Source organism: Pseudomonas sp. C 49-2, assembly GCF_003970195.1.
GTDB lineage: Bacteria > Pseudomonadota > Gammaproteobacteria > Pseudomonadales > Pseudomonadaceae > Aquipseudomonas > Aquipseudomonas canadensis.
Window position 1 is genome coordinate 410,911 of record NZ_RXYG01000003.1, and the last position, 19,440, is coordinate 430,350.

Annotated in this window: 19 protein-coding genes; 8 read left to right on the forward strand and 11 right to left on the reverse strand. The window is 61.9% G+C overall.

Annotated elements, in window-relative coordinates:
- Nucleotides 1-3: 3 nt before the first annotated feature.
- The 4 genes from EJ576_RS08280 to EJ576_RS08295 form a co-directional block, all read right to left on the reverse strand.
- Nucleotides 4-939, reverse strand: a complete 936-nt coding sequence (locus EJ576_RS08280; RefSeq protein ID WP_122724915.1) for a LysR family transcriptional regulator — start codon at nt 937-939, stop codon at nt 4-6.
- 137 nt (nt 940-1,076) lie between these two features.
- Nucleotides 1,077-2,264 carry a cyanate transporter gene (locus EJ576_RS08285; RefSeq protein WP_068934918.1) on the reverse strand — a complete coding sequence of 396 codons (1,188 nt, stop codon included), beginning with the start codon at nt 2,262-2,264 and terminating at the stop codon, nt 1,077-1,079.
- Between the two features lie 143 nt (nt 2,265-2,407).
- A complete protein-coding gene (locus tag EJ576_RS08290) occupies nt 2,408-3,850 on the reverse strand; it encodes an aldehyde dehydrogenase family protein (RefSeq protein ID WP_122724917.1) in 1,443 nt (480 codons plus the stop codon).
- Nucleotides 3,847-5,472 carry a 5-guanidino-2-oxopentanoate decarboxylase gene (locus EJ576_RS08295; RefSeq protein WP_126570015.1) on the reverse strand — a complete coding sequence of 542 codons (1,626 nt, stop codon included), beginning with the start codon at nt 5,470-5,472 and terminating at the stop codon, nt 3,847-3,849. Before EJ576_RS08295 ends, EJ576_RS08290 begins: the two co-directional genes overlap by 4 nt.
- 112 nt (nt 5,473-5,584) lie before the next feature.
- Here EJ576_RS08295 and EJ576_RS08300 point away from each other — a divergent pair, with 112 nt between their 5' ends.
- Nucleotides 5,585-6,457: a LysR substrate-binding domain-containing protein gene (locus EJ576_RS08300; RefSeq protein WP_126570016.1), complete on the forward strand. Its 873-nt coding sequence runs from the start codon at nt 5,585-5,587 to the stop codon at nt 6,455-6,457.
- A 121-nt stretch (nt 6,458-6,578) separates the two neighbouring features.
- On the opposite strand, the gene EJ576_RS08305 is transcribed toward EJ576_RS08300, so the two are convergent.
- Entirely contained in the window at nt 6,579-7,193 is a 615-nt protein-coding gene (locus EJ576_RS08305; protein WP_126570017.1) for an NAD(P)-dependent oxidoreductase, read from the reverse strand.
- Nucleotides 7,194-7,226: 33 nt separating this feature from the next.
- Nucleotides 7,227-8,093 carry an MBL fold metallo-hydrolase gene (locus EJ576_RS08310; protein WP_126570018.1) on the reverse strand — a complete coding sequence of 289 codons (867 nt, stop codon included), beginning with the start codon at nt 8,091-8,093 and terminating at the stop codon, nt 7,227-7,229.
- Between the two features lie 104 nt (nt 8,094-8,197).
- Between EJ576_RS08310 and EJ576_RS08315 the strand changes: the two genes are divergently transcribed.
- Nucleotides 8,198-9,103 carry a LysR family transcriptional regulator gene (locus EJ576_RS08315; RefSeq protein WP_122724927.1) on the forward strand — a complete coding sequence of 302 codons (906 nt, stop codon included), beginning with the start codon at nt 8,198-8,200 and terminating at the stop codon, nt 9,101-9,103.
- Nucleotides 9,104-9,201: 98 nt separating this feature from the next.
- On the forward strand, nt 9,202-9,378 hold the full coding sequence (locus EJ576_RS29745) for a hypothetical protein (protein ID WP_164393652.1): 177 nt from the start codon (nt 9,202-9,204) through the stop codon (nt 9,376-9,378).
- Here the strand turns inward: EJ576_RS29745 and EJ576_RS08320 are convergent.
- Nucleotides 9,371-10,249: a helix-turn-helix domain-containing protein gene (locus tag EJ576_RS08320; RefSeq protein ID WP_123476357.1), complete on the reverse strand. Its 879-nt coding sequence runs from the start codon at nt 10,247-10,249 to the stop codon at nt 9,371-9,373. The genes EJ576_RS29745 and EJ576_RS08320 overlap by 8 nt on opposite strands.
- Before the next feature lie 189 nt (nt 10,250-10,438).
- Between EJ576_RS08320 and pobA the strand changes: the two genes are divergently transcribed.
- On the forward strand, nt 10,439-11,623 hold the full coding sequence (pobA, locus tag EJ576_RS08325) for a 4-hydroxybenzoate 3-monooxygenase (protein WP_178083530.1): 1,185 nt from the start codon (nt 10,439-10,441) through the stop codon (nt 11,621-11,623).
- A gap of 66 nt (nt 11,624-11,689) precedes the next feature.
- A complete protein-coding gene (locus EJ576_RS08330) occupies nt 11,690-13,207 on the forward strand; it encodes an MDR family MFS transporter (protein ID WP_126570109.1) in 1,518 nt (505 codons plus the stop codon).
- A gap of 2 nt (nt 13,208-13,209) precedes the next feature.
- On the opposite strand, the gene EJ576_RS08335 is transcribed toward EJ576_RS08330, so the two are convergent.
- From EJ576_RS08335 to EJ576_RS08345, 3 genes are read right to left on the reverse strand one after another with little or no spacing between them, the layout of a single operon-like run.
- Nucleotides 13,210-14,049 (reverse strand): cache domain-containing protein, encoded by an 840-nt coding sequence (locus EJ576_RS08335; RefSeq protein WP_126570020.1) that lies wholly within the window; start codon nt 14,047-14,049, stop codon nt 13,210-13,212.
- Between the two features lie 54 nt (nt 14,050-14,103).
- Nucleotides 14,104-14,574: a cyanase gene (gene cynS / locus EJ576_RS08340; RefSeq protein WP_028619382.1), complete on the reverse strand. Its 471-nt coding sequence runs from the start codon at nt 14,572-14,574 to the stop codon at nt 14,104-14,106.
- 27 nt (nt 14,575-14,601) lie between these two features.
- Nucleotides 14,602-15,231, reverse strand: coding sequence for a carbonic anhydrase (locus EJ576_RS08345; RefSeq protein ID WP_033902612.1), 630 nt, complete (start codon nt 15,229-15,231; stop codon nt 14,602-14,604).
- Between the two features lie 111 nt (nt 15,232-15,342).
- On the opposite strand from EJ576_RS08345, the gene cynR reads away from it, so the two are divergent.
- A complete protein-coding gene (cynR, locus tag EJ576_RS08350) occupies nt 15,343-16,209 on the forward strand; it encodes a transcriptional regulator CynR (protein WP_126570021.1) in 867 nt (288 codons plus the stop codon).
- Here cynR and EJ576_RS08355 read toward each other — a convergent pair.
- Entirely contained in the window at nt 16,184-16,957 is a 774-nt protein-coding gene (locus tag EJ576_RS08355; RefSeq protein WP_123476345.1) for a transporter substrate-binding domain-containing protein, read from the reverse strand. The two genes, cynR and EJ576_RS08355, sit on opposite strands and share 26 nt — an antisense overlap.
- A 344-nt stretch (nt 16,958-17,301) precedes the next feature.
- Between EJ576_RS08355 and EJ576_RS08360 the strand changes: the two genes are divergently transcribed.
- Together EJ576_RS08360 and EJ576_RS08365 are read left to right on the forward strand one after the other, a co-directional pair.
- Nucleotides 17,302-18,672 carry a glutamine synthetase family protein gene (locus EJ576_RS08360; RefSeq protein ID WP_016975223.1) on the forward strand — a complete coding sequence of 457 codons (1,371 nt, stop codon included), beginning with the start codon at nt 17,302-17,304 and terminating at the stop codon, nt 18,670-18,672.
- A 100-nt stretch (nt 18,673-18,772) separates the two neighbouring features.
- Nucleotides 18,773-19,372, forward strand: a complete 600-nt coding sequence (locus EJ576_RS08365) for a class I SAM-dependent methyltransferase (protein WP_028619387.1) — start codon at nt 18,773-18,775, stop codon at nt 19,370-19,372.
- Nucleotides 19,373-19,440: the final 68 nt, after the last annotated feature.

Consider the following 19,440-nt stretch of genomic DNA (forward strand, 5'->3'; position numbering starts at 1 on the left):
GCCCTACAACAACCCCTGATCGGCACACACCTTCACCACCTGTTCACGAAACCAGGTATTGGCACTGTCCTGTTCACTGGTTTCGTTCCATTGCATCTCCAGCGTGAACCCCGGCAAGCCGTTCGGCGCTTCGCAATGGCCGAATGCCGTGGCCGGTGCCAGCAACTTTTGCACGCGGCGCGGCAGGGTGACGATGAAATCGGTGCCGGTGATCATCTTCAAGGCTGCGCTGTAGCTGTTGGCACGGGCGATGACCTGGCGCTTGTGGGCCTGGCGTGCGAGCCAGCCGTCGATCATGTTGGTGTCGGAGGTCCACGGCGTAGGGAACACATGGCGGCGTTCGACGAAGGAGTGCAGGCTGAAGGCCGGTTCCCGGGGGGCCGAGCGTTTGTCGAACACGCACACAAGGTCGTCCTCCAGCAGCATCTGGGTGCGGAAGTCTCTGTGGGCGCGGTGGAAGTTGGGGCCGAAGCAAATCACCAGGTCGAGACGACCTTCGCGCAGGTCGTCGGCGGGGATGTCGGTTTCCAGCTTCTGCACATTGACGATCACCGGCAGGTCGGCGCGGTCGAAGTTTTTCAACAGGCGCGGCAGGATCAACTGTTCGAAATATTCCGGCGCACACACGTTGAAGGTCACGGCCTTCTGCGTCGGATCGAACGCCTGGCCACCGGCGTGGCAAAGGTTGATGCTTTCGAGGATTTTCTGCACATGGCTGTACATGGTGGTGGCCTTGTACGTCGGCCGCATGCCGGCCCGCGTGTTGATAAACAGCTCGTCTTCGAAGCTGGTGCGCAACTTCTTCAGGCTGTAGCTCACGGTGGACTGGCTGACAAACAGCGTTTCAGACACCTCGGTAACGCTGCTCTGGTCATAGACGGCGATAAACACCATCAAGTCCTGCATATCGAGCTTTCTGAGCAAGTTACTGTTTAGCATCGGTTTCGTCCGTAAACCCTTTGTACCGAATTCAGTACAAGACAGCACAAAAGCTTAACGGAACGAGCGTGCCAATAGAATGCTATGTAGGGCGTTTCTATGTTTGGTGTGAGACAAATACTGTTTGCAACACGACCTCAGCGTATATGTCGTGCGTAATGCTTTGGGTTGAAGCGCGTCACGATCAACAGCATCAGCACGATCACCGCCGTCAGCGACCACCAGGCCCATTCGAAGCTGCCCAGTCTGTCACGGATCATCCCGGCGATCAGCGGCGACAACCCGGCAATCAGGTAGCCGATGCCTTGCACAAACGCGGTGAGGCCACCGGCGCGGCGCGGGTTGTCCAGGTGGTCGAGGGACAGGATCAGGCTCATCGGGAACAGGCCGCCGATGCCCAGGCCGAGCAGGCAAGGCCACAGCAGGCTCAGGTGTTGCGGGCTCAGGATCAGGCCGCAGAAACCGAGGATGATCAGCACCAGCAACACCGCAACGACGCCGCGTTTATCCTGGCGACGGTTGGCGATGGCGGGGGTGATCAGGCCGGACACGACTTCCATGGCCGTCAGGAAACCCAGCAGCAAACCGGCGTTCTGTTCACTCCAACCCTGCTCCACGTAGTACGGCGCCAGCCAGGCGAGTACGCAGGTGTAGGACGCGGTGCCGAGGCCGAAGAATACCGCGAGTAACCAGGCGCGACCGTTGCCGAAAAATGATTCTTGAGGGCCCGCACCGGCTTGGGGCAGTGGCGGCAACACCGAGCGCTGCGCGTACCAGAACACCAAGGCCAACAGCGCCAGCACCGCCCAGATCGCCAGGCCGATGCGCCAACTGCCGGTCTGTACCTGCACGAACGGTGCAAACGACGCGGCCAGCGCCGCGCCGCCCATGATCGCGGTGACGTACAGGCCCATGAACAGCGAGACATTGTCACTGAACCGCGACTTGATCAGCGCCGGCATCAGCGCCTGGATCATCGCAATCCCCACGCCGGCGGCGATGGCGCTGACAATCAACTCCAGCGCCGAGTCGAGGAACAGCCGCGACAGCGTCGCCACGCCAATCACCACCAGTGACACCACGATGCTGCGGTGCTCGCCAAAACGTTTGGCCACGCCCATTCCAAAGAACATCGCCAAGCCCATGGCCATCACCGGCAACATGGTCAGCAGGGCCGCGCTGCTGAAACTCAACGGCACGTCGCCACGAATCGAGGACAACAGGGGGCCGACAGCGGCCATTGAGGGGCGCAGGTTGAGGGCGACCAGCACGACACTGATCATCAGCCAGACGGCGGTGGTGGGTTTTGTTTGGACGGTTTCCATGGGACGGCCTTGAGTAAACAGGCGCGAATCAGGCCATGGGTGGGAGGAGGGGCGCAAATGAGAAAGTCGCAGGGGCTATCTAAAAATTGCGCTGATCAAAATGTGGGAGGGGACTTGCCTCCTCCCACATCTGACCTGCGCCGTCAGTTAGAGCTGATCACATGCTTGATCTCCTGAAACGCCGCCAACCCCCACGGCCCCAATTCACGGCCAATGCTGCTCTGCTTGTAACCGCCCCACGCGGCCTGCGGGAAGATCACCTGCGGCGCGTTGACCCACACCAGCCCGGCTTGCAAGGCGTTCGCCACCCGCTCGGCGGTTTCATGGCTGGCGCTGACCACACTCGCCACCAGGCCGAAATCGCTGTCATTGGCCAGGGCGATGGCCTCGGCTTCGGAGGTGAAGCGTCGTACACAGAGCACCGGGCCGAAGATTTCTTCGTTCCACAACGCGCTGTCCAGCGGTACGTCGGTGAACACGGTCGGGCGGATGAAAAAGCCCTGCGGCAAATCTGCCGGGCGATCGCCGCCGCACAGCAAGCGTGCGCCATCTTCAACACCGCGCTGGATGTGTCCGAGTACGCGCTGATATTGCACGCGGTTGATCAACGCACCCATTTCCACGTCATCGGCAAATGGGTCAGCCACGCGAATACCTTCAGCCCGTGCCTGCACACGTTGCAGGAATTCATCCGCCAGGCTGTCAGCTACCAGCACGCGACTGGTGGCGGAACACATCTGCCCAGCGTTGAAAAATCCACCGCCACAGGCCAGCTCCACTGCCAGGTCCAGGTCGGCATCGGCCAGCACCAGCAGGGAAGATTTGCCGCCCAGTTCCAGGCTCACGCCCTTGATGGTTTCGGCCGCGCGCTGCATCACCTGCACGCCGACGGCGTTGCTGCCGGTGAAGGAAATCTTCGCCACGCGGCGATCCGCCGCCAGCGGCGCGCCCACTTCCAGGCCCGTGCCGCACACCAGGTTGAATACCCCAGCCGGCAAGCCGGCCTCGGCGATAATCCGCGCCAGTTGCAACTCCGCCAACGGCGTCACTTCCGATGGCTTGAGCACCACGCAGCAACCGGCCGCCAGCGCCGGGGCGAGTTTCCACGCGGTGGTGACCATCGGGAAATTCCACGGCACGATCAGCCCGACCACACCGCATGGCTCACGGCGCAGGCGTGCGCTGAAGTCCGCGCTGGGCAATGCCACCGGGCTATCCTGGCTGGCATCCATCGCTTCGGCCACGCTGGCGTAATAGTCGAAGGTGGCGATCACATCGTCCACATCAATCGCGGCTTCAAACAGCGGTTTGCCGTTGTTGCTCGATTGCAGGTGCATCAGCTGTTCGCGCTGCTCGCTGACGCCTTGGGCGATCTTGCGCAACAGCACGGCGCGGTCGCGGCCGGTGCTTTTCGACCAGTCGATGAAAGCGGCGCTGGCGGCATCGACGGCCTGGGTGACGGTGCTTGCATCACCGACGCTGACTTGGGCCAGGACGGCCTCCGTCGCGGGGTTGATCACCTCAAGCGAGGCCTGTCCGGCATGCCATGCCCCATTGATATACACACCGTTCAAGACCACGCTCATACCGCTACCTCCTTCATCCACAGCCCTTGGTCGACTTCAATCAGTGTCGGCCCTTGGCGATCAGCCGCAGCGCGTAGTGCCGCACGTAACGACTCAATCCCTTGAATGCTGTCGGCGGCGCAACCGAGTGCCTTGGCCACCCCGATAAAGTCCGGCGTGTAGATGTCCACGCCGACCGGCTCGATGGCGCGGTTGACCATGTATTTCTTGATCTCTTCATAGCCGTGGTTATTCCATAGCAGCACGATCACCGGCGTGCGCGCTTCCACGGCGCTGGCCAGTTCCGGCAGGGAGAATTGCAGGCCCCCGTCGCCGATCAGGCACACCACCGGCTGCCCATCGCCACGCCCCAGCCAGGCGCCGATGGCGGCGGGCAGGGCGTAGCCCAAGGTGCCGTAGCCGGTGGACGAGTTGAACCAGCGGCGCGGGTGGTCGAGGTTCAGGGTCAGGTTGCCGCTGTACACCGGTTGGGTGGAGTCGCCCACCAGTACGGCGTTGGGCAATTCTTCGAGGACGGTATTGAGGAACAGGGTTTGCGCGCGGGTGGCTGCGTCCCAGCTCGGGGTCAGTTCCGCCCACAGGTGTGCTACGCGCTCAGCGCCCCACGCGCTGTCACGCGGTGGCAAGGGTTTGCTGCTCAGCTCGGCCAGCAAGGCCTCTGCGGCGATTTGGGCATCGGCCACCAGCGCCACTTGCGGTGGATAGTTACGCACGGTCTGGTCGGGGTCGATATCGATGCGCAGCAGCGCGCCGGGAATCTCGAAACCACCGGCGAAGGTCACGTCGTAGTCGGTTTCCGCCAGTTCGGTGCCGATGGCTAGCACCACGTCCGCTTCGGCCACCAGCGCACGGGTGGCGACCAGGGTCTGGGTCGAGCCGATCAGCAGCGGGTGGCGGCCGGGCAGCATGCCTTTGGCGTTGATGGTCAGGGCCACCGGCGCGCCGAGCACTTCGGCCAGTCGGGTCAGTTCCGGGGCCGCGTCGATGGCGCCGCCACCGGCCAGGATCAAGGGTTTCCTGGCCGCCGCGAGCAGTTGGCTCATCTGCTTGACCGCCGAAGGCGCGGCACCGGCACGGGCCACGCTGACCGGTTCACTGCCCCGCAGTGCGTCGGCATTTTTCACCAGCACATCCAAGGGGATTTCGATGTGCACCGGTCGCGGCCGCCCGGCCTGGAACAACGCAAACGCCCGTGCCAACACGCCGGGCAGCTCCGCCGCCGACATCAGGGTGTGGGAGAACGCCGCCACGCCGGCCATCATCGCGCCCTGGTTCGGCAGCTCATGCAGCTTGCCGCGTCCGCCGCCCAATTGGCTGCGCGACTGCACGCTGGAAATCACCAGCATCGGGATCGAGTCGGCATAAGCCTGGCCCATGGCGGTGGTGATATTGGTCATGCCGGGGCCGGTGATGATGAAGCACACGCCGGGTTTGCCGCTGGTGCGCGCATAACCGTCGGCCATGAAGCCGGCGCCCTGTTCGTGGCGCGGGGTGACGTGACGGATGCTGGAACGGGCCAGGCCGCGGTACAGCTCCACGGTGTGTACGCCGGGAATGCCAAACACCTGGTCCACGCCGTAGCCTTCCAGGAGGTTGACCAATACTTCGCCGCAGGTCGCCATACAGATCGCTCTTATTGTTGAGGTAAGGCGTTATTGGACCGGCTGGCCCGTAGCGGCAACAATCGATAAAAAGTCATACTAGCCATGTCCTCACGTCATGGCTTGCCCCCCTATGAAACGCCTCCCGCCACTGCCCGCGCTGCACACGTTCTGGGTCACGGCCCAGTGCTGCAACTTCACCCGCGCTGCCGAGCAGTTGCACATCACCCAAGGCGCGGTGAGCCGGCAGATTGCCGGGCTGGAAAGTCATTTGGGCTATGCGCTGTTCCAACGCCAGGCGCGGGGTCTGAGCCTGACCGACGCAGGCCGCGAATGGTCACTGCGCGCACAGCAGGTGTTTGGCCTGCTTGGCGAAGCGGTGGAGCAGATCGGCAGTCGCCGCCAGACCCTGCAACTCAAGGCCTCCACCTGTGTGATGCGCTGGCTGCTGCCGCGCCTGATGCAGTGGCAGAAGGAACGCCCGGACGTGCCGGTTGAACTCACCACCACCGTGGCCTACACCGTGGACTTTCGCCGCGAGCAATTCGACGCGGCGGTGATCTATGCACCCATCGCCGAGCAAACGAGCGCGGCGCGGCATCTGTTCGACGAACAGCTCACACCGGTCTGCGCACCGGCACTACTTGCGGGCTTGCACACACCGCAAGATTTGCAACAACAGGTCTTGCTGCACCCCACGCGGGATGAGCGGGATTGGGCATTGTGGCTCAAGGCGGCGCAGACGCGACTGGGCAATTTGAGCCAGGGGCATCATTTTGAAACGCTGGATCTGGCGATGACGGTGGCGTCCCAGGGTTCCGGCGTGGCGATTGGCGACAGTGCGTTGATTGGCGAGGATTTGAAGGCGGGGCGGTTGGTGATGCCGTTTGAGTTAAGGGTGCCGACGGGGATGGGGTATTACTTGGTGTATCCACCGGGGGCCGAGCCTTCGGCGGGTCTGGAAGCCTTGATGGATTGGTTAGTGAGCCAAGCGCAACAGTCGTAACACCGCAGACCAAATGTGGGAGCTGGCTTGCCTGCGAAGGCGCTATGTCAGTCAATGATGTGCTGACTGATCCAGCGCTATCGCAGGCAAGCCAGCTCGCACAGTTTTTAACCGCGTTGCCTCAGTAGCCTACGGTGAAGCGCTGGCGCGAGTGCTTCGGCGATTCAACTTCGTCGATCAAAGCAATCGCATAGTCAGCAAAACTGATCCAACTGCGGCCTTCACTGCTCACCAGCAAGTCATCCTGGCCCACCCGAAATTTACCGGTGCGCTCAGTCTCGACGAACTCCGCCGACGGCGACAGGAACGTCCAGTCCAGTTCCTTCTCCTGGCGCAGTGCGTCGAGAAACGCCGCACCCGCCGTGGCTTCAGCTTTGTATTCCTCAGGGAAACCCACGCTGTCGATCACCCGACCGCCACTTGGCAGCAATAGCGAACCGGCACCGCCCACCACCAGCAGGCGTTTCGCCCCGGCTTTCTTCACCGGCCCGATCACGGCGCTGGCGGGCAGGGTGGCGAAGTGCGCCGCGCTGATCACCACGTCGCTGCCACTCACTGCCTGTTGCAGGGCGTTGGCATCCAGGGCGTCGACTTGTTTGACGGTGACGCCAGGGCGCACGGCCAGCTTGTCGGTATTGCGTGCGATGGCGGTGACGGTATGCCCACGACGCAGCGCTTCTTCCAGCAGTTGGCTACCGGCACGGCCAGTGGCACCAATGATTGCAATCTTGCTCATGACGTTCTCCAGTACGTTAGGGTTTGAAACGGTTCACCACTTCATTTCGCCCTTGGCGACTTTGGCGCTCAGTTCCAGCGAGCTTTCGTCGGCGAGGGTGGGGTAACGCTTTTTCATGGCCGCGATCAGGGCGGTGGAATCCTTGGCCTTGGCGGTCTCGGCGTCGAAGGCCTTGATGTAGTCGGCGGTAAAGGCCACGGATTTCAGGGATGGCGTGCCCAGGTAGTGGCCAGGCACCACGGTGCGCGGCTTCAGTTGTTCAATGCGTTGCAGGGTGGCGAGCCAATCCTTGTGGGACTGCGCGCTCTGGGTATCGGCCATCCACAGGTGGATGTTTTCGGAGACGACTACGCCACCGACCACGGCCTTGATCGACGGGATCCACACAAAGCTGCGATCCGGCTGTGGGCCGTCCAGGCCGATCACCTCCAGTTGCTGGCCTTCCAGGCTCAAGCTGTGGCCTTCGAGGACCTGCGGCACGATAGTTTTGGCCGGCTTGTCGGCACCCATTTTCGGGCCCCAGAACTCAAGCTTGCCGGCGACGGTGGCCTTGATGTGGTCGACCACCGGTTGTGGCGCCAGCACCTTGGCGTCGGGAAAGGCGGTGGTGAGGGTGTCGAGGCCGAAGTAATAGTCCGGGTCGCCATGGCTGATGTAGATGGTGGTCAGGTGTTTGCCGCTGGCACGGATCTTCTGCACCAATTGTTCGGCCTGGCCTTTGCCGAATTGGGCGTCGACCAGGATCGCGTCCTTGGCGCCGCTGACCAGCACCGAGCTGACCGGGAAGATCGCGGCTTCGCCTGGGTTGTACACATCCAGCTTCAGGTCGGCCGCAGCCGCATGGGCGGCGAAGGCCAGGGTGGCGGTGGCCAAGGTCAAGCGCTTGAAGGTTGAGAACATCGGGCGGCTCCAGCATCGGTAAAGGATGCACAGAGCTTAGTTGCACAAAACCAGACTAAAAATGCGATGCTGGGACATAGTTTGTTTCTGAAAGTGGACAGATCATGGATCGTCTTCAAGCAATGCGCGTGTTTGTCACGGTGGTGGACCTGGGCAGCCAGTCCGCTGCCGCCGATCATCTGGACCTGTCGCGCCCGGTGGTGTCGCGTTATCTGGCGGAGCTGGAAGACTGGGTGGGTGCGCGTTTGCTGCACCGCACCACGCGCAAGCTCAGCCTGACGGCGGCGGGCAGTGAAACCCTGCCACGCTGTCGGCAATTGCTGGAATTGTGTTGCGACATGCAAGCCGCCGTCAGCGAGCCCGATGACGCGCCTCGTGGTTTGCTGCGCCTGAGCGTCAGCACCTCGTTCGGCCAAGCGCAATTGGCCCAGGCCATTGCCGAGTACGTCAAGCGCTACCCGCTGGTGACGGTCGACCTGCAGATGCTCGATCGCACGGTGAACCTGGTGGATGAGCGCATCGACCTGGCTATCCGCACCAGCAGCGACCTGGACCCCAATCTCATTGCCCGACGCCTGACGGTGTGCCGCTCGGTGGTGTGTGCTTCGCCGGCTTATCTTTTGGAGCATCCGTCCCCTCGGAAAGTCGAGGATCTGGCCGGGCACAATTGCCTCACCCATTCCTATTTCGGCAAAAGCCTGTGGCATTTCGAGGAGCGTGGGGAGCCTGTCTCGGTGCCGATCAACGGCAATATCACCTCCAACGAGGCCAGCACGTTGTTACGCGTAACGTTGGCCGGTGCAGGGGTGTCGATGTTGCCCACTTACCAGGCCGGCGATTACATCCGACGCGGCGAACTGGTGCGCCTGCTGCCTGACGCCGAGCCACGGCAGATGAACATCTACGCGGTGTACGCCTCGCGCAAGCACATGCCGTCGGCGTTGCGCAGTCTGTTGGATTTCCTGGTATTGCGGTTCCCGGAAGAGCCGGCGTGGGATGTCGGTCTCTAGGCCGGGATCAACCTGTTGAATGTCGTCCGATAATGGCAACTTGGCCGGGTTGACCTATGCTTTAGACAGCACCCTGTAGATCCGCAGAGGTCTGTGCCATGAGCATTAAAACCAGAAAGTACCTGATGATTTTCAGCCTGTGCGCCATTGCCAGCGCACTCTACGGGACCGCCGCCTACCGTGTGGAGCTAACCCGTATGCAGCCGACCTTTGCGATCAGCTGCCATCAGGATCAATGTGTTCCCCACACCGGCAGCTTCAGCGCGCTCAGGTAGCCGGTTGTTCGGCTTTCAACTGCTCGCGAAACGCCTTGGGTGAGAACCCGACCCGTCGGCGAAACAGTCGAGAGAAGTTGGTGGGGTCGGAAAAACCCAACACCTCCGACATCTCATTGATGGTCATGCTGGTGTAAGTCAGCAGGCGCTTGGCTTCCAGCAATTGGCGGTCATGCATGATCTGCAGCGCAGGTTGGCCGCCCAACTCCCGACACGTCCCGTTCAGGTGTGAGACAGAGATGCCCAGCTTGTGGGCAAGATCCTCGATCTTCGGGTGTTCGCGGTAATGCTGCTCGACCAACTGGGTAAAGCGCCGAAAGTACTCACGCCCCCGTGGCGCGCGTGGGTGACGGCGCTGGATGGCCTGGCGGCTGATCCACACCAGCAACACGCTGACCAACGCGTGCAGCATCATGTCCCGTGCCGGTTGTTCATCGGCGTATTCATCCTGCAAGCGCGCGAACTGGCTGTTCAGGTAATCACTGTCTTTGCCCGCCGGGTAACTGCCGAGTGTCTGCAAACCGTCCACCGTTGTACCCAGTTGGGTTTGCAGGTGGCTGACCAACGGCGCCGACAGTGTCACCACGTAACCTTCAACGTCCTCGGGAAAGCGGAACCCATGCACGCACAAGGGGGGCAGTACTTGCAGCGTCGCTTCGTTCAGCGTGGTGCGTTGGCCTTCGATCTCCAACTGTGCCTGACCTTTGTGCACGTACAGCAATTGGCACAGATCCGCGTGCCGGTGGGGTTGGATTTCCCACTGGTATTCCCGACTGCGCCGGGAAATGGTTTCGCAGTGCAACAAATCGGGGGTGGGCCATTGCTGGTGTTCCCCGTAAAGCTTGAAGACCGGAATTGCGGTTTTGGTCATGGTTTCAACCCGATACTCGAAAGAGTGGTGCGGTAATCGCCCCGATTGGCAAAAAGCGCAGGCTTTGGCTCAGTTTTCACCTTCTTATGCCGCTCACTCAAGTGAAAAATGTCAGCAACAAGATCAATGACAACTCTTTCACCCGATCCGTTCGAGTGGAAATTGCGGACCATAAAAATAATGAAAACGCTGAAAACCCAAGTCGCCATTATCGGCGCCGGTCCTTCTGGATTGCTGCTTGGCCAACTGCTGCATCAGGCAGGGATCGAGACCCTTATCCTAGAGCGCCAGAGCGCCGATTACGTGCAAGGCCGCATCCGTGCCGGGGTGCTGGAACAAGGCATGGTCGACCTGCTGAGGCAGGCGGGTGTCAGTCAGCGAATGGATAGCGAAGGCCTGGTGCATGATGGTTTCGAGTTGGCGCTGAACGGTCAACTCACCCATATCGACCTCAAGGGCCTGACAGGCGGTCAATCGGTGATGATTTACGGCCAGACCGAAGTCACCCGCGACCTGATGGCCGCCCGTGCCGCCGCCGGTGCCACCACCCTGTATGAAGCGCGCAATGTGCAGCCTCACGATCTCAAAAGTGATCGACCCTGGCTGACCTTTGAACATCAGGGCGAATCCTTTCGCCTGGAGTGCGATTACATCGCCGGTTGCGACGGTTATCATGGTATTGCGCGCCAATCGATCCCTGCTGAGTCGCTCAAGGTCTTCGAGCGGGTCTACCCCTTTGGTTGGCTAGGCATCCTCGCCGATACACCGCCGGTACACGCCGAGTTGGTTTACGCCAAGCACGCGCGCGGCTTTGCGCTGTGCAGCATGCGTTCGCCGACGCGCAGCCGTTACTACCTGCAGGTGCCGGTCGAGGAACCGATTAACGAATGGTCCGATGCACGCTTCTGGGACGAACTGAAAAGCCGCCTGCCCAGCCACCTAGCCGATCAGTTGGTGACCGGCCCGTCGATTGAAAAAAGCATCGCACCGCTGCGCAGTTTTGTGGTGGAACCCATGCAGTACGGGCGCCTGTTCCTGCTCGGCGATGCGGCGCATATCGTGCCGCCCACCGGCGCCAAGGGCTTGAACCTGGCGGCCAGTGATGTGAGCACCCTGTACCGGATCTTGCTCAAGGTTTACGGCGAAGGGCGGGTGGATCTGCTGGAGCGCTATTCCGCCATCTGTCTGCGGCGGGTGTGGAAGGCCGAGCGGTTTTCCTGGTGGATGACCTCGATGTTGCATCAGTTTCCCGAGGCCGACGGTTTCAGCCAGCGCATCGCCGAGAGTGAGCTTGAGTACTTCATCCACTCCGAGGCGGGACGCAAGACCATCGCAGAAAATTACGTCGGACTTCCATACGAAGCTATCGAATAGCCTGCTATCGTATCGAGCATTCCCGTGGGCCGCCTTTTCCCGCGGGCCCTGCTCGAAGGTCCTGCCGTGACGCACCTCAATCAGCCTGTTCCGCCACTGCCCGCTGTGCGCAGCATTCTCGCCTCACTGATGATGGCGATCTTTCTGGGGGCGTTGGACCAGACCATTGTCGCCGTGTCCATGCCCGCGATCTCCGCCCAGTTCCATGACGTCAACCTGCTGGCCTGGGTCATCTCCGGCTACATGGTGGCGATGACCGTCGCGGTACCGATCTACGGCAAGCTCGGTGACCTGTACGGGCGGCGGCCGATGATGCTGATCGGCATGGGCCTGTTCACCCTGGCCTCGCTGTTCTGCGGCATGGCGCAAAGCATGGAGCAACTGGTGCTGGCGCGGATCCTCCAGGGTATCGGCGCAGGCGGCATGATTTCGGTGAGCCAGGCGATCATCGGCGACATCATCCCGCCCCGTGAACGTGGCCGCTACCAGGGCTATTTCAGCAGCATGTACGCGGTGGCCAGCGTGGCCGGGCCGGTACTGGGCGGCTACATGACCGAGTACCTGTCGTGGCGCTGGGTGTTCCTGATCAACCTGCCCCTGGGTGCCGGCGCCTGGTATGTGGCTCATCGCACGCTGGTGGGGTTGCCGGTACCGCAGCGCAAGCCGATCATCGATTACCTCGGCACTGTGCTGATGATCATCGGCCTGACGGCCTTGTTGCTGGGCATCACCGAAATTGGCCAGGGCCATCATTGGCGCGATGATCAAGTGCTGGGACTGCTTGCCTGTGCGTTGGTGGCGTTGACGGTGTTTGTCTGGCACGAACGCCGGGCGCGGGAACCGTTGTTGCCGATGCATTTGTTTGCCAACCGCAGTGCGGTGTTGTGCTGGTGCACGATCTTTTTCACCAGCTTCCAGGCGATTTCCCTGACGGTGCTGATGCCGCTGCGTTATCAGACGGTGACCGGTTCCGGCGCGGACAGCGCGGCGCTGCACTTGCTGCCATTGGCCATGGGCTTGCCGATGGGGGCTTATTTTGCCGGGCGCATGACCTCGGTGACCGGGCGCTATAAGCCGATGATCCTCAGCGGCGCGCTATTGAGCCCCTTCGCCATTCTCGGCATGGCCCTGAGCGCGCCGCAGGCGGTGGGGCTGACGGCCTTGTTCATGCTGCTGTGCGGCATTGCGGCCGGCATGCAATTCCCGACGTCCCTGGTGGGCACGCAAAACTCGGTGGAGCAGCGCGATATCGGCGTCGCCACCAGCACCACCAACCTGTTCCGCTCCCTGGGCGGGGCGGTGGGGGTGGCGTGCATGTCGGCACTGTTGCTGGCGCTGTTGCAGGATTCCAGCTTCGCCCACCTGGCCAGCGGCGCGTTGGTGGCCGAAGGCGGTTCCGGTAACGTGCTGCTCGACGGCCTCAACGCCGCTCCCGGCCCGGCGCAGGATGCCCTGCGCGGGGAGTTGGCGGTGACGTTCCGGCATTTGTTGATGGTCAGTGCGGCGGTGTCACTGCTGGGGCTGGCGGCGGCGATTGCGATGCCCAATCGGGTGCTGCGTGGCCGTGAAGACAAGGCCAAGTAGTTTCAAGGGCTGTAATAACCCACCGCCACCATGAAATGCCCGGCCTTGCGCACATACGCATGCTTGTTCTCGATCTTGTCGGTCACCGGGTTTTTCCAGCGGTATTTGTACTCACCCTGGTCCTGCTCGGCCATCAGCTTGAGGATCGGCTCGCCCACCGGCTTACCGTCCGGGTCCTTGATCTTGCTGAAGTCGGTGTTGATCAGCCGCAGCGTAGTACCGTGGGCCACGTAGCGCCGGGTATTGAGGTCCACCACAAACACGTAAAGATCATCCTGTAGGAAACCGCCCTGCAATGAATTGATGGCCTTGAGTGTGCCGGTTTCATCCTTGAGCAAGGCGGTTGCCGCCTTGTTGCGCAGGGAACGGGCCTGTTCCGGTGTGGCCCGTGGCAAGTAATAGCCCACCGCGAGGATGCGTTCGCCCACGCGCTGATAAAAAACGTGCTTGTGTTCGACCTTGCCATCGTTCCAGTTTTGCCAGCGATAGTCGGCCTGCTGGATGCCCTGGCCTTCCGGCACCTTGAGCGCATCCTTGAAGGACTGGCGCAAATCCGGCCCGAGGACTTCGGACACGTCACGGCCGATCAAGGCGGAGGATGGACCACCGCTGGCCAGCAGCACGCCCTTCGTGTCGACCACAAACACATAGCGATCGTGGTCGACGAATTCGCCCTGTCGACTGAAGGCGGCAAACGCCTTGTCGCCGTTGCTCTGGTAGTAGACCAAGGCTTTTTCCAGCAGCGCCTTGGCCGCCTTGGCGTCTTCATCCTGAGTCGTTTCAGCGTGCACCTGGCTGAAACACAACAGCAGCAGCCAGGTGAGTTGGAACACTACCTTCATTACCCGTCCCTCGTTCTTGTTGATGTGACAAGAGCGTAGACGGTCACGGGCGACTCAGAAGGGTTTGGTCGGCAGGTACTTGCCGTCCAGGGTGATCACCGCGCGGGAGCCGCCGTCCGGGTCCTCGACCTTCTTGATGTCTAGCTTGAAGTTGATTGCACTGATGATGCCGTCGCCGAATTGCTCATGGACCAGCGCCTTGAGGGTGGTGCCATAGACCTGAAGCATTTCGTAGAAGCGGTACATCGTCGGGTCGGTCGGCACGCCGCCGGGGAAGCTGCCGCGCAGTGGCACGCTTTGCAGCAGGCGGCTGGCGTCCTGGTCCAGGCCGAGCTTGTCGCAGACCACGTCCGCAGCGTCCTTGGGCAGCGGGTGCTGGCCGAGCAGAGCGGCGGTGACGAACGCCAGGCTGAGCCCGGTGCCGTCGGTGAGGTCTTGCCAGGACAGGTTCTTGCGTGCCTTGAGGTCGATAACGGTGTCGGCCAGGGCCAGGCGTGGGGTTTGTGAGAAGTTGGATTGCAACATGATGTTGTCCTCTTGGTTGAAATGGGGTCAGGCAGCGTGGATCTGATTGAGCAGCGACACGAAACGCCCACTGCGGCTGTCCAGGGCGTCGATGGCGCCCGTTTCGATGTCGTACACCCAGCCGTGCAACGTCAGTCGGCCTTGTTCCAGAGCCAGGGCGACGGAAGGGTGGGTCTTGAGATTGGCCAACTGGGCGATCACGTTTTCGCGTACCAAGTCGCTCAAGCGGGCGGCATCGGATGTGTGCTGGCGTGCGGCGTTAATCACCTTGGCCGACTCTGCATGGCGCAACCAATTGGCCACGGCGGGCAGGTGGTCCAGGCATTTGCAGGTGGAGATGGCAGTCATCGCCCCGCAGTCGGAATGGCCGCAGATCACAATGTCACTGACCCCCAGCACCGCCACCGCATATTCGACGGTGGCCGACACACCGCCCGGCTCCGGGCCGTAGGACGGCACGATGTTGCCGGCGTTGCGGATTACGAACAGGTCTCCCGGTTCTTGCTGGGTCAGTAGCTCGGGGACTACACGGCTGTCGGAACAGGACACAAACAGTGTGCCCGGGGTTTGCGTGGTCGCCAGGTGTTTGAACAGGTCGCTGCGTTGGGCAAAGGCTTCGGCCTGGAATTTGCGGAAGCCATCGATGAGATGTTGCATGGGAGGTTCTCCTTGCGTCGCTGATGGGGCAAGGATGGAAGTTTTCAGCTATAGCGTCCAAGACCGACTTATTATGGTTTCCATTGGTCATGCCTATAGTTGGGGGCTTCGATGCTGCTGCGCCATATCCGTTACCTGCTGGCGGTGGCTGAACACCGCAATTTCACCCGCGCCGCCGAGGCGCTGCATGTGTCGCAGCCGACCTTGTCGCAGCAGATCAAGCAGTTGGAGGACACCTTGGGTGCACCGCTGCTGGACCGCTCCGGGCGCAGCGTCAGCCTGACCGACGCCGGCGAAGCCTATGTGCGCTTTGCACGGCTGGCCTTGCAGGACTTGCAGGCTGGCACCCGCGCCATGCATGACGTGCAGGACTTGAGCCGGGGCAACCTGCGCCTGGCCATGACGCCGACTTTTACCGCCTACCTGATCGGGCCGTTGCTGGCGCAGTTCAACCAGCGGTATCCGGGGATTACGGTGAGCATCGAGGAGCTGACCCAGGACCGCATGGAAGCCGCCTTGGCGGAAGACGCGCTGGATATCGGCATAGGTTTTACCGGCGAGCATCTGCCGGATATCGAGTGCGAAGGGCTGTTTGTTGAAACGCTGAGTGTGGTGGTCGGCGCCAATCATCCGGGGGTGGACAGTCGGCAGTGGCTGGCGCAACCCCTGGTGTTGTTGAACACCGGCTTTGCGACCCGCCGCTACATCGATGATTACTGCCGTGCCCAGGAGGTATGCCCTTTGATTGCCATGGAGGCCAACTCCATCAGTGCAATCATTGAAATCGTGCGCAGCACGGCGCTGGCGACTATCCTGCCCAGTGCAATCGCCGAGGCCCAGCCAGGTTTGAACGCAGTGGCAATCAGCCCTGCATTGCCGCAACGCACCGTGGCACTGCTGAGCCGCAAGGGCGCCTATCGCAGTGCCGCGTGTCGCGCCTTCGTGTCGTTGATCAAGGCGCGGCCAGCCACTGGCTGACGATAGCGTCATAGGCCCCCGTGGCCTGGCTCAGGTGCAGCCATTGATCGACGTAGCTTTTCCAGGCCACATCATCACGGGGCAACAGGAAGGCTTTTTCGCTGTACTGCATCTGCCGTTCGGGGTTCACCGCACACAGCCCCGGCTTGAGCTTCTGTTGGTAACGCGCTTCGCTGGCGTCGGTGATCATCACATCGGCCTTGCCCGCCAGCAGTTCATCGAAGATGGTCACGTTGTCGTGCAGGCGGATCTGCGCCTGGCCCAAGTGGGCACGGGCGAATACTTCGTTGGTGCCGCCGGCCGGTTCGATTACGCGTACCTGGGGCTGGTTGATCTGTTCGACAGTCTGGTAGCGCTGCACATCGGCGCAGCGCACCAACGGGATTTTGCCGTCGACGCCCAGGGATTGGCTGAAGAAGGCTTTTTTCTGGCGCTCCAGCGACACCGAAATCCCGCCCACGGCAATGTCACAGCGCTGGGCCAGGAAGTCCGGCATCAGGGTTTTCCAGGTGGTGGGCACCCATTGGATCTTTGCGTTGAGGCTCTTGGCCAGGGACTCGGCCATGGCAATGTCGATGCCTTCATAGCTGCCGTCGGCGCGCAGCGAGGTGTAGGGCTTGTAGTCGCCGGTGGTGCAAACGGTCAGCGTGCCGCGCTGGAGCACCTGGTCGAGGCGCGACGGCGCGGTGTCGGCCAGGGCATTGGTGGCCAGACTTGCCAGTACACAGAGGGCAAAAGGAGCTTTCATGCGGTCGAGTCCTTGGGGCATGGGCGTGGGCGCTCATTATTTCCAGCACCGGGCCAGGTAGCAAGGCGCGGCGAATGTTTAGCCAAGTCGCAACCAAACTCCGTCAACCCTGAATTTAATCACCTGTGCAGGCGTGTGACGCTGGCGGTTACCTCTAGCACTGTGATCCCCGCATGGACGGCTCCTCCGACACCCATCCCGCGATACTGCCGTCCGATCTCGCGTTCTGGGCACTGTTTCACTGCCGACACGCACGCCCACCAGATAGCGCATTCCTACGTTGATCCATCCCCTGGATGGCGTGCACCTGCGCGCCTGCCTGACCCACACGTATGAGAATGCCCATGAGTGTCTTTGCCTGCCTGCACGAAGCCCAGTCCTTCCTCGAACAAAACCCGGACATCGAGATGTTCGAGCTGTTTATCCTCGACAACAACGGCGTGCCACGCGGCAAGTTGCTGCACCGCGATGAGTTGCTGGCGGTGTATGAAAGCGGCCGGCCGCTGCCCAGTACCATTCTTGGCCTGACCATCAATGGCGACGACGTGGAAAACTCTGGGCTGGTGTGGGAGGTGGGTGATATTGATTGCCGCGCCTACCCGATCAGCGGCAGTTTGCAGCGCATGCCGTGGCGCCTGATTCCGACGGCGGCCGTGCAAGTCAGCATGCACCCCACCGAAGGCCTGCCCGCGACCGTCGCCGATCCCCGGCATTTGCTGGCGAAGGTGATCGATGGACTCAAGGCCGACGGTTATTACCCAGTGATGGCGGCGGAACTGGAGTTCTACCTGCTCGACCAGAAACCCGACAGCAACGGCCGCCCGCAACCGGCGCGGGATGTGGACGGCGGGCGCCCGCGCTCGACTCAGGTCTACGGCCTGCGCGAGCTGGAGCAGATCGAACCCTTCCTCGCTGACCTTTACAGCGCCTGCAAACTGCAAGGCATCCCGGCGCGCACGGCAATCTCCGAATACGCCCCAGGCCAGGTGGAAATCACCTTGGAGCATCGCGCCGACGCCCTGCAAGCCATGGACGAAGCGGTGCGCTACAAACGCCTGGTCAAGGGTGTGGCGCATAAACACGGGATGACGGCCTGTTTCATGGCCAAGCCGTTCGACGACCTGGCCGGCACCGGCATGCACATGCACGTGAGCCTGGCGGATGCCGAGGGCAATAACCTGTTCGCCAGCGAAGCCACCGACGGCACACCGCTGTTGCGCCAGGCGGTGGGCGGCATGCTCAGCACCTTGCTCGATTCCTTGCTGATGTTCTGCCCCAATGCCAATTCCTACCGCCGCTTTCAGACCAACAGCTACGCGCCTCTGGCCGCCACTTGGGGCGTGGACAACCGCACCGTCAGCCTGCGCGTGCCGGGCGGGCCAGCGAGTTCTCGACATATCGAGCACCGAATCTGCGGTGCCGACGCCAACCCCTACCTGGCCGCCGCCGCGATTCTGGCCGGCATCCATCGCGGCATCCGTGAGCAGCGTGACCCCGGCGCCCCGGTAGAAGGCAATGGCTACGCCCAGGCCAAGGAGTTGCTGCCTACCGACTGGTTGACCACGTTACGTGCCCTGGAAGGTTCGAGCTGGGCGCGGGACGCGTTCGGCAGTGAATTCCTCGACGTGTACCTGGCGGTCAAGCGCGCCGAATATCGCCAGTTCATGGGTGAAGTGGGCGAGCAGGATTGGCGCTGGTATCTGCATCAGGCGTGAACAGGCTTCGGTGGTGAACGTTTCGACCTTTTTTTGACATTGCACTGGTTAAGCTGCGAATCAAGGTCGTTCACTGCCGTTCCACCCACATGAGCCCGCGATGTCGCCACAACCACCATCCTCCATCGAGATTGAATACGCCGAGCGCTGTGACCGTGAGCACGCCAGGGTCTGCGGCGATACACGGCCGCCAGGGCTGCGGCAGCGACTGGCGTCGTGGCGCGATGAGCGGATGGTGCGCCAGGCGCTGAAAGTCGCCGGTGAACCTGGGTTGGTGTTGGACCTGGCCTGTGGCTCGGGGCGCTTCTGGCCTGTGCTGGCCGAACACGTCAACCGGGTGATCCTGGCGTCGGACAACTCCCAGGACATGCTCGACCATGCCCGCACCCATCACCCGGCGTCCTTGCTCAAGCGCGTCAAGACCTTCCAGGGCTCGGCGTTCTCCATCAGCTTGTCGGCGAATGCGGTGGATTGCATTTTCTGCCTGGAATTGTTTCGCCATGTGCCCAGCAGTGAAGGGCGCTTGGCCCTACTGCGCGAGTTCCACCGGGTCAGCCGCGACACGGTGATTGTCTCGGTCAACTCCCGTACCTGCGTCGATGATGAGTTCCGCCAGGCGGGCTTCAAGGTCCTGCATCATCAAGAATTCATGCCCGGCTCAAGCCTGTGGCGGGTCTACGTGCTGCGTAAGAGAGGATAAGTCCCGCCTGTCGGACTATTCTTCAACTCCTGTCTGAGTTTTCATGGTTGCCTGTGCACTGCGGATGC

What these genes read in the sequence shown, in the direction of transcription:
- EJ576_RS08280 (WP_122724915.1), bottom strand. Translation starts at nt 939, where the DNA reads ATGCTAAACAGTAACTTGCTCAGAAAGCTCGATATGCAGGACTTGATG.
- EJ576_RS08285 (WP_068934918.1), bottom strand. Translation starts at nt 2,264, where the DNA reads ATGGAAACCGTCCAAACAAAACCCACCACCGCCGTCTGGCTGATGATC.
- EJ576_RS08290 (WP_122724917.1), bottom strand. Translation starts at nt 3,850, where the DNA reads ATGAGCGTGGTCTTGAACGGTGTGTATATCAATGGGGCATGGCATGCC.
- EJ576_RS08295 (WP_126570015.1), bottom strand. Translation starts at nt 5,472, where the DNA reads ATGGCGACCTGCGGCGAAGTATTGGTCAACCTCCTGGAAGGCTACGGC.
- EJ576_RS08300 (WP_126570016.1), top strand. Translation starts at nt 5,585, where the DNA reads ATGAAACGCCTCCCGCCACTGCCCGCGCTGCACACGTTCTGGGTCACG.
- EJ576_RS08305 (WP_126570017.1), bottom strand. Translation starts at nt 7,193, where the DNA reads ATGAGCAAGATTGCAATCATTGGTGCCACTGGCCGTGCCGGTAGCCAA.
- EJ576_RS08310 (WP_126570018.1), bottom strand. Translation starts at nt 8,093, where the DNA reads ATGTTCTCAACCTTCAAGCGCTTGACCTTGGCCACCGCCACCCTGGCC.
- EJ576_RS08315 (WP_122724927.1), top strand. Translation starts at nt 8,198, where the DNA reads ATGGATCGTCTTCAAGCAATGCGCGTGTTTGTCACGGTGGTGGACCTG.
- EJ576_RS29745 (WP_164393652.1), top strand. Translation starts at nt 9,202, where the DNA reads ATGAGCATTAAAACCAGAAAGTACCTGATGATTTTCAGCCTGTGCGCC.
- EJ576_RS08320 (WP_123476357.1), bottom strand. Translation starts at nt 10,249, where the DNA reads ATGACCAAAACCGCAATTCCGGTCTTCAAGCTTTACGGGGAACACCAG.
- EJ576_RS08335 (WP_126570020.1), bottom strand. Translation starts at nt 14,049, where the DNA reads ATGAAGGTAGTGTTCCAACTCACCTGGCTGCTGCTGTTGTGTTTCAGC.
- cynS (WP_028619382.1), bottom strand. Translation starts at nt 14,574, where the DNA reads ATGTTGCAATCCAACTTCTCACAAACCCCACGCCTGGCCCTGGCCGAC.
- EJ576_RS08345 (WP_033902612.1), bottom strand. Translation starts at nt 15,231, where the DNA reads ATGCAACATCTCATCGATGGCTTCCGCAAATTCCAGGCCGAAGCCTTT.
- cynR (WP_126570021.1), top strand. Translation starts at nt 15,343, where the DNA reads ATGCTGCTGCGCCATATCCGTTACCTGCTGGCGGTGGCTGAACACCGC.
- EJ576_RS08355 (WP_123476345.1), bottom strand. Translation starts at nt 16,957, where the DNA reads ATGAAAGCTCCTTTTGCCCTCTGTGTACTGGCAAGTCTGGCCACCAAT.
- EJ576_RS08360 (WP_016975223.1), top strand. Translation starts at nt 17,302, where the DNA reads ATGAGTGTCTTTGCCTGCCTGCACGAAGCCCAGTCCTTCCTCGAACAA.
- EJ576_RS08365 (WP_028619387.1), top strand. Translation starts at nt 18,773, where the DNA reads ATGTCGCCACAACCACCATCCTCCATCGAGATTGAATACGCCGAGCGC.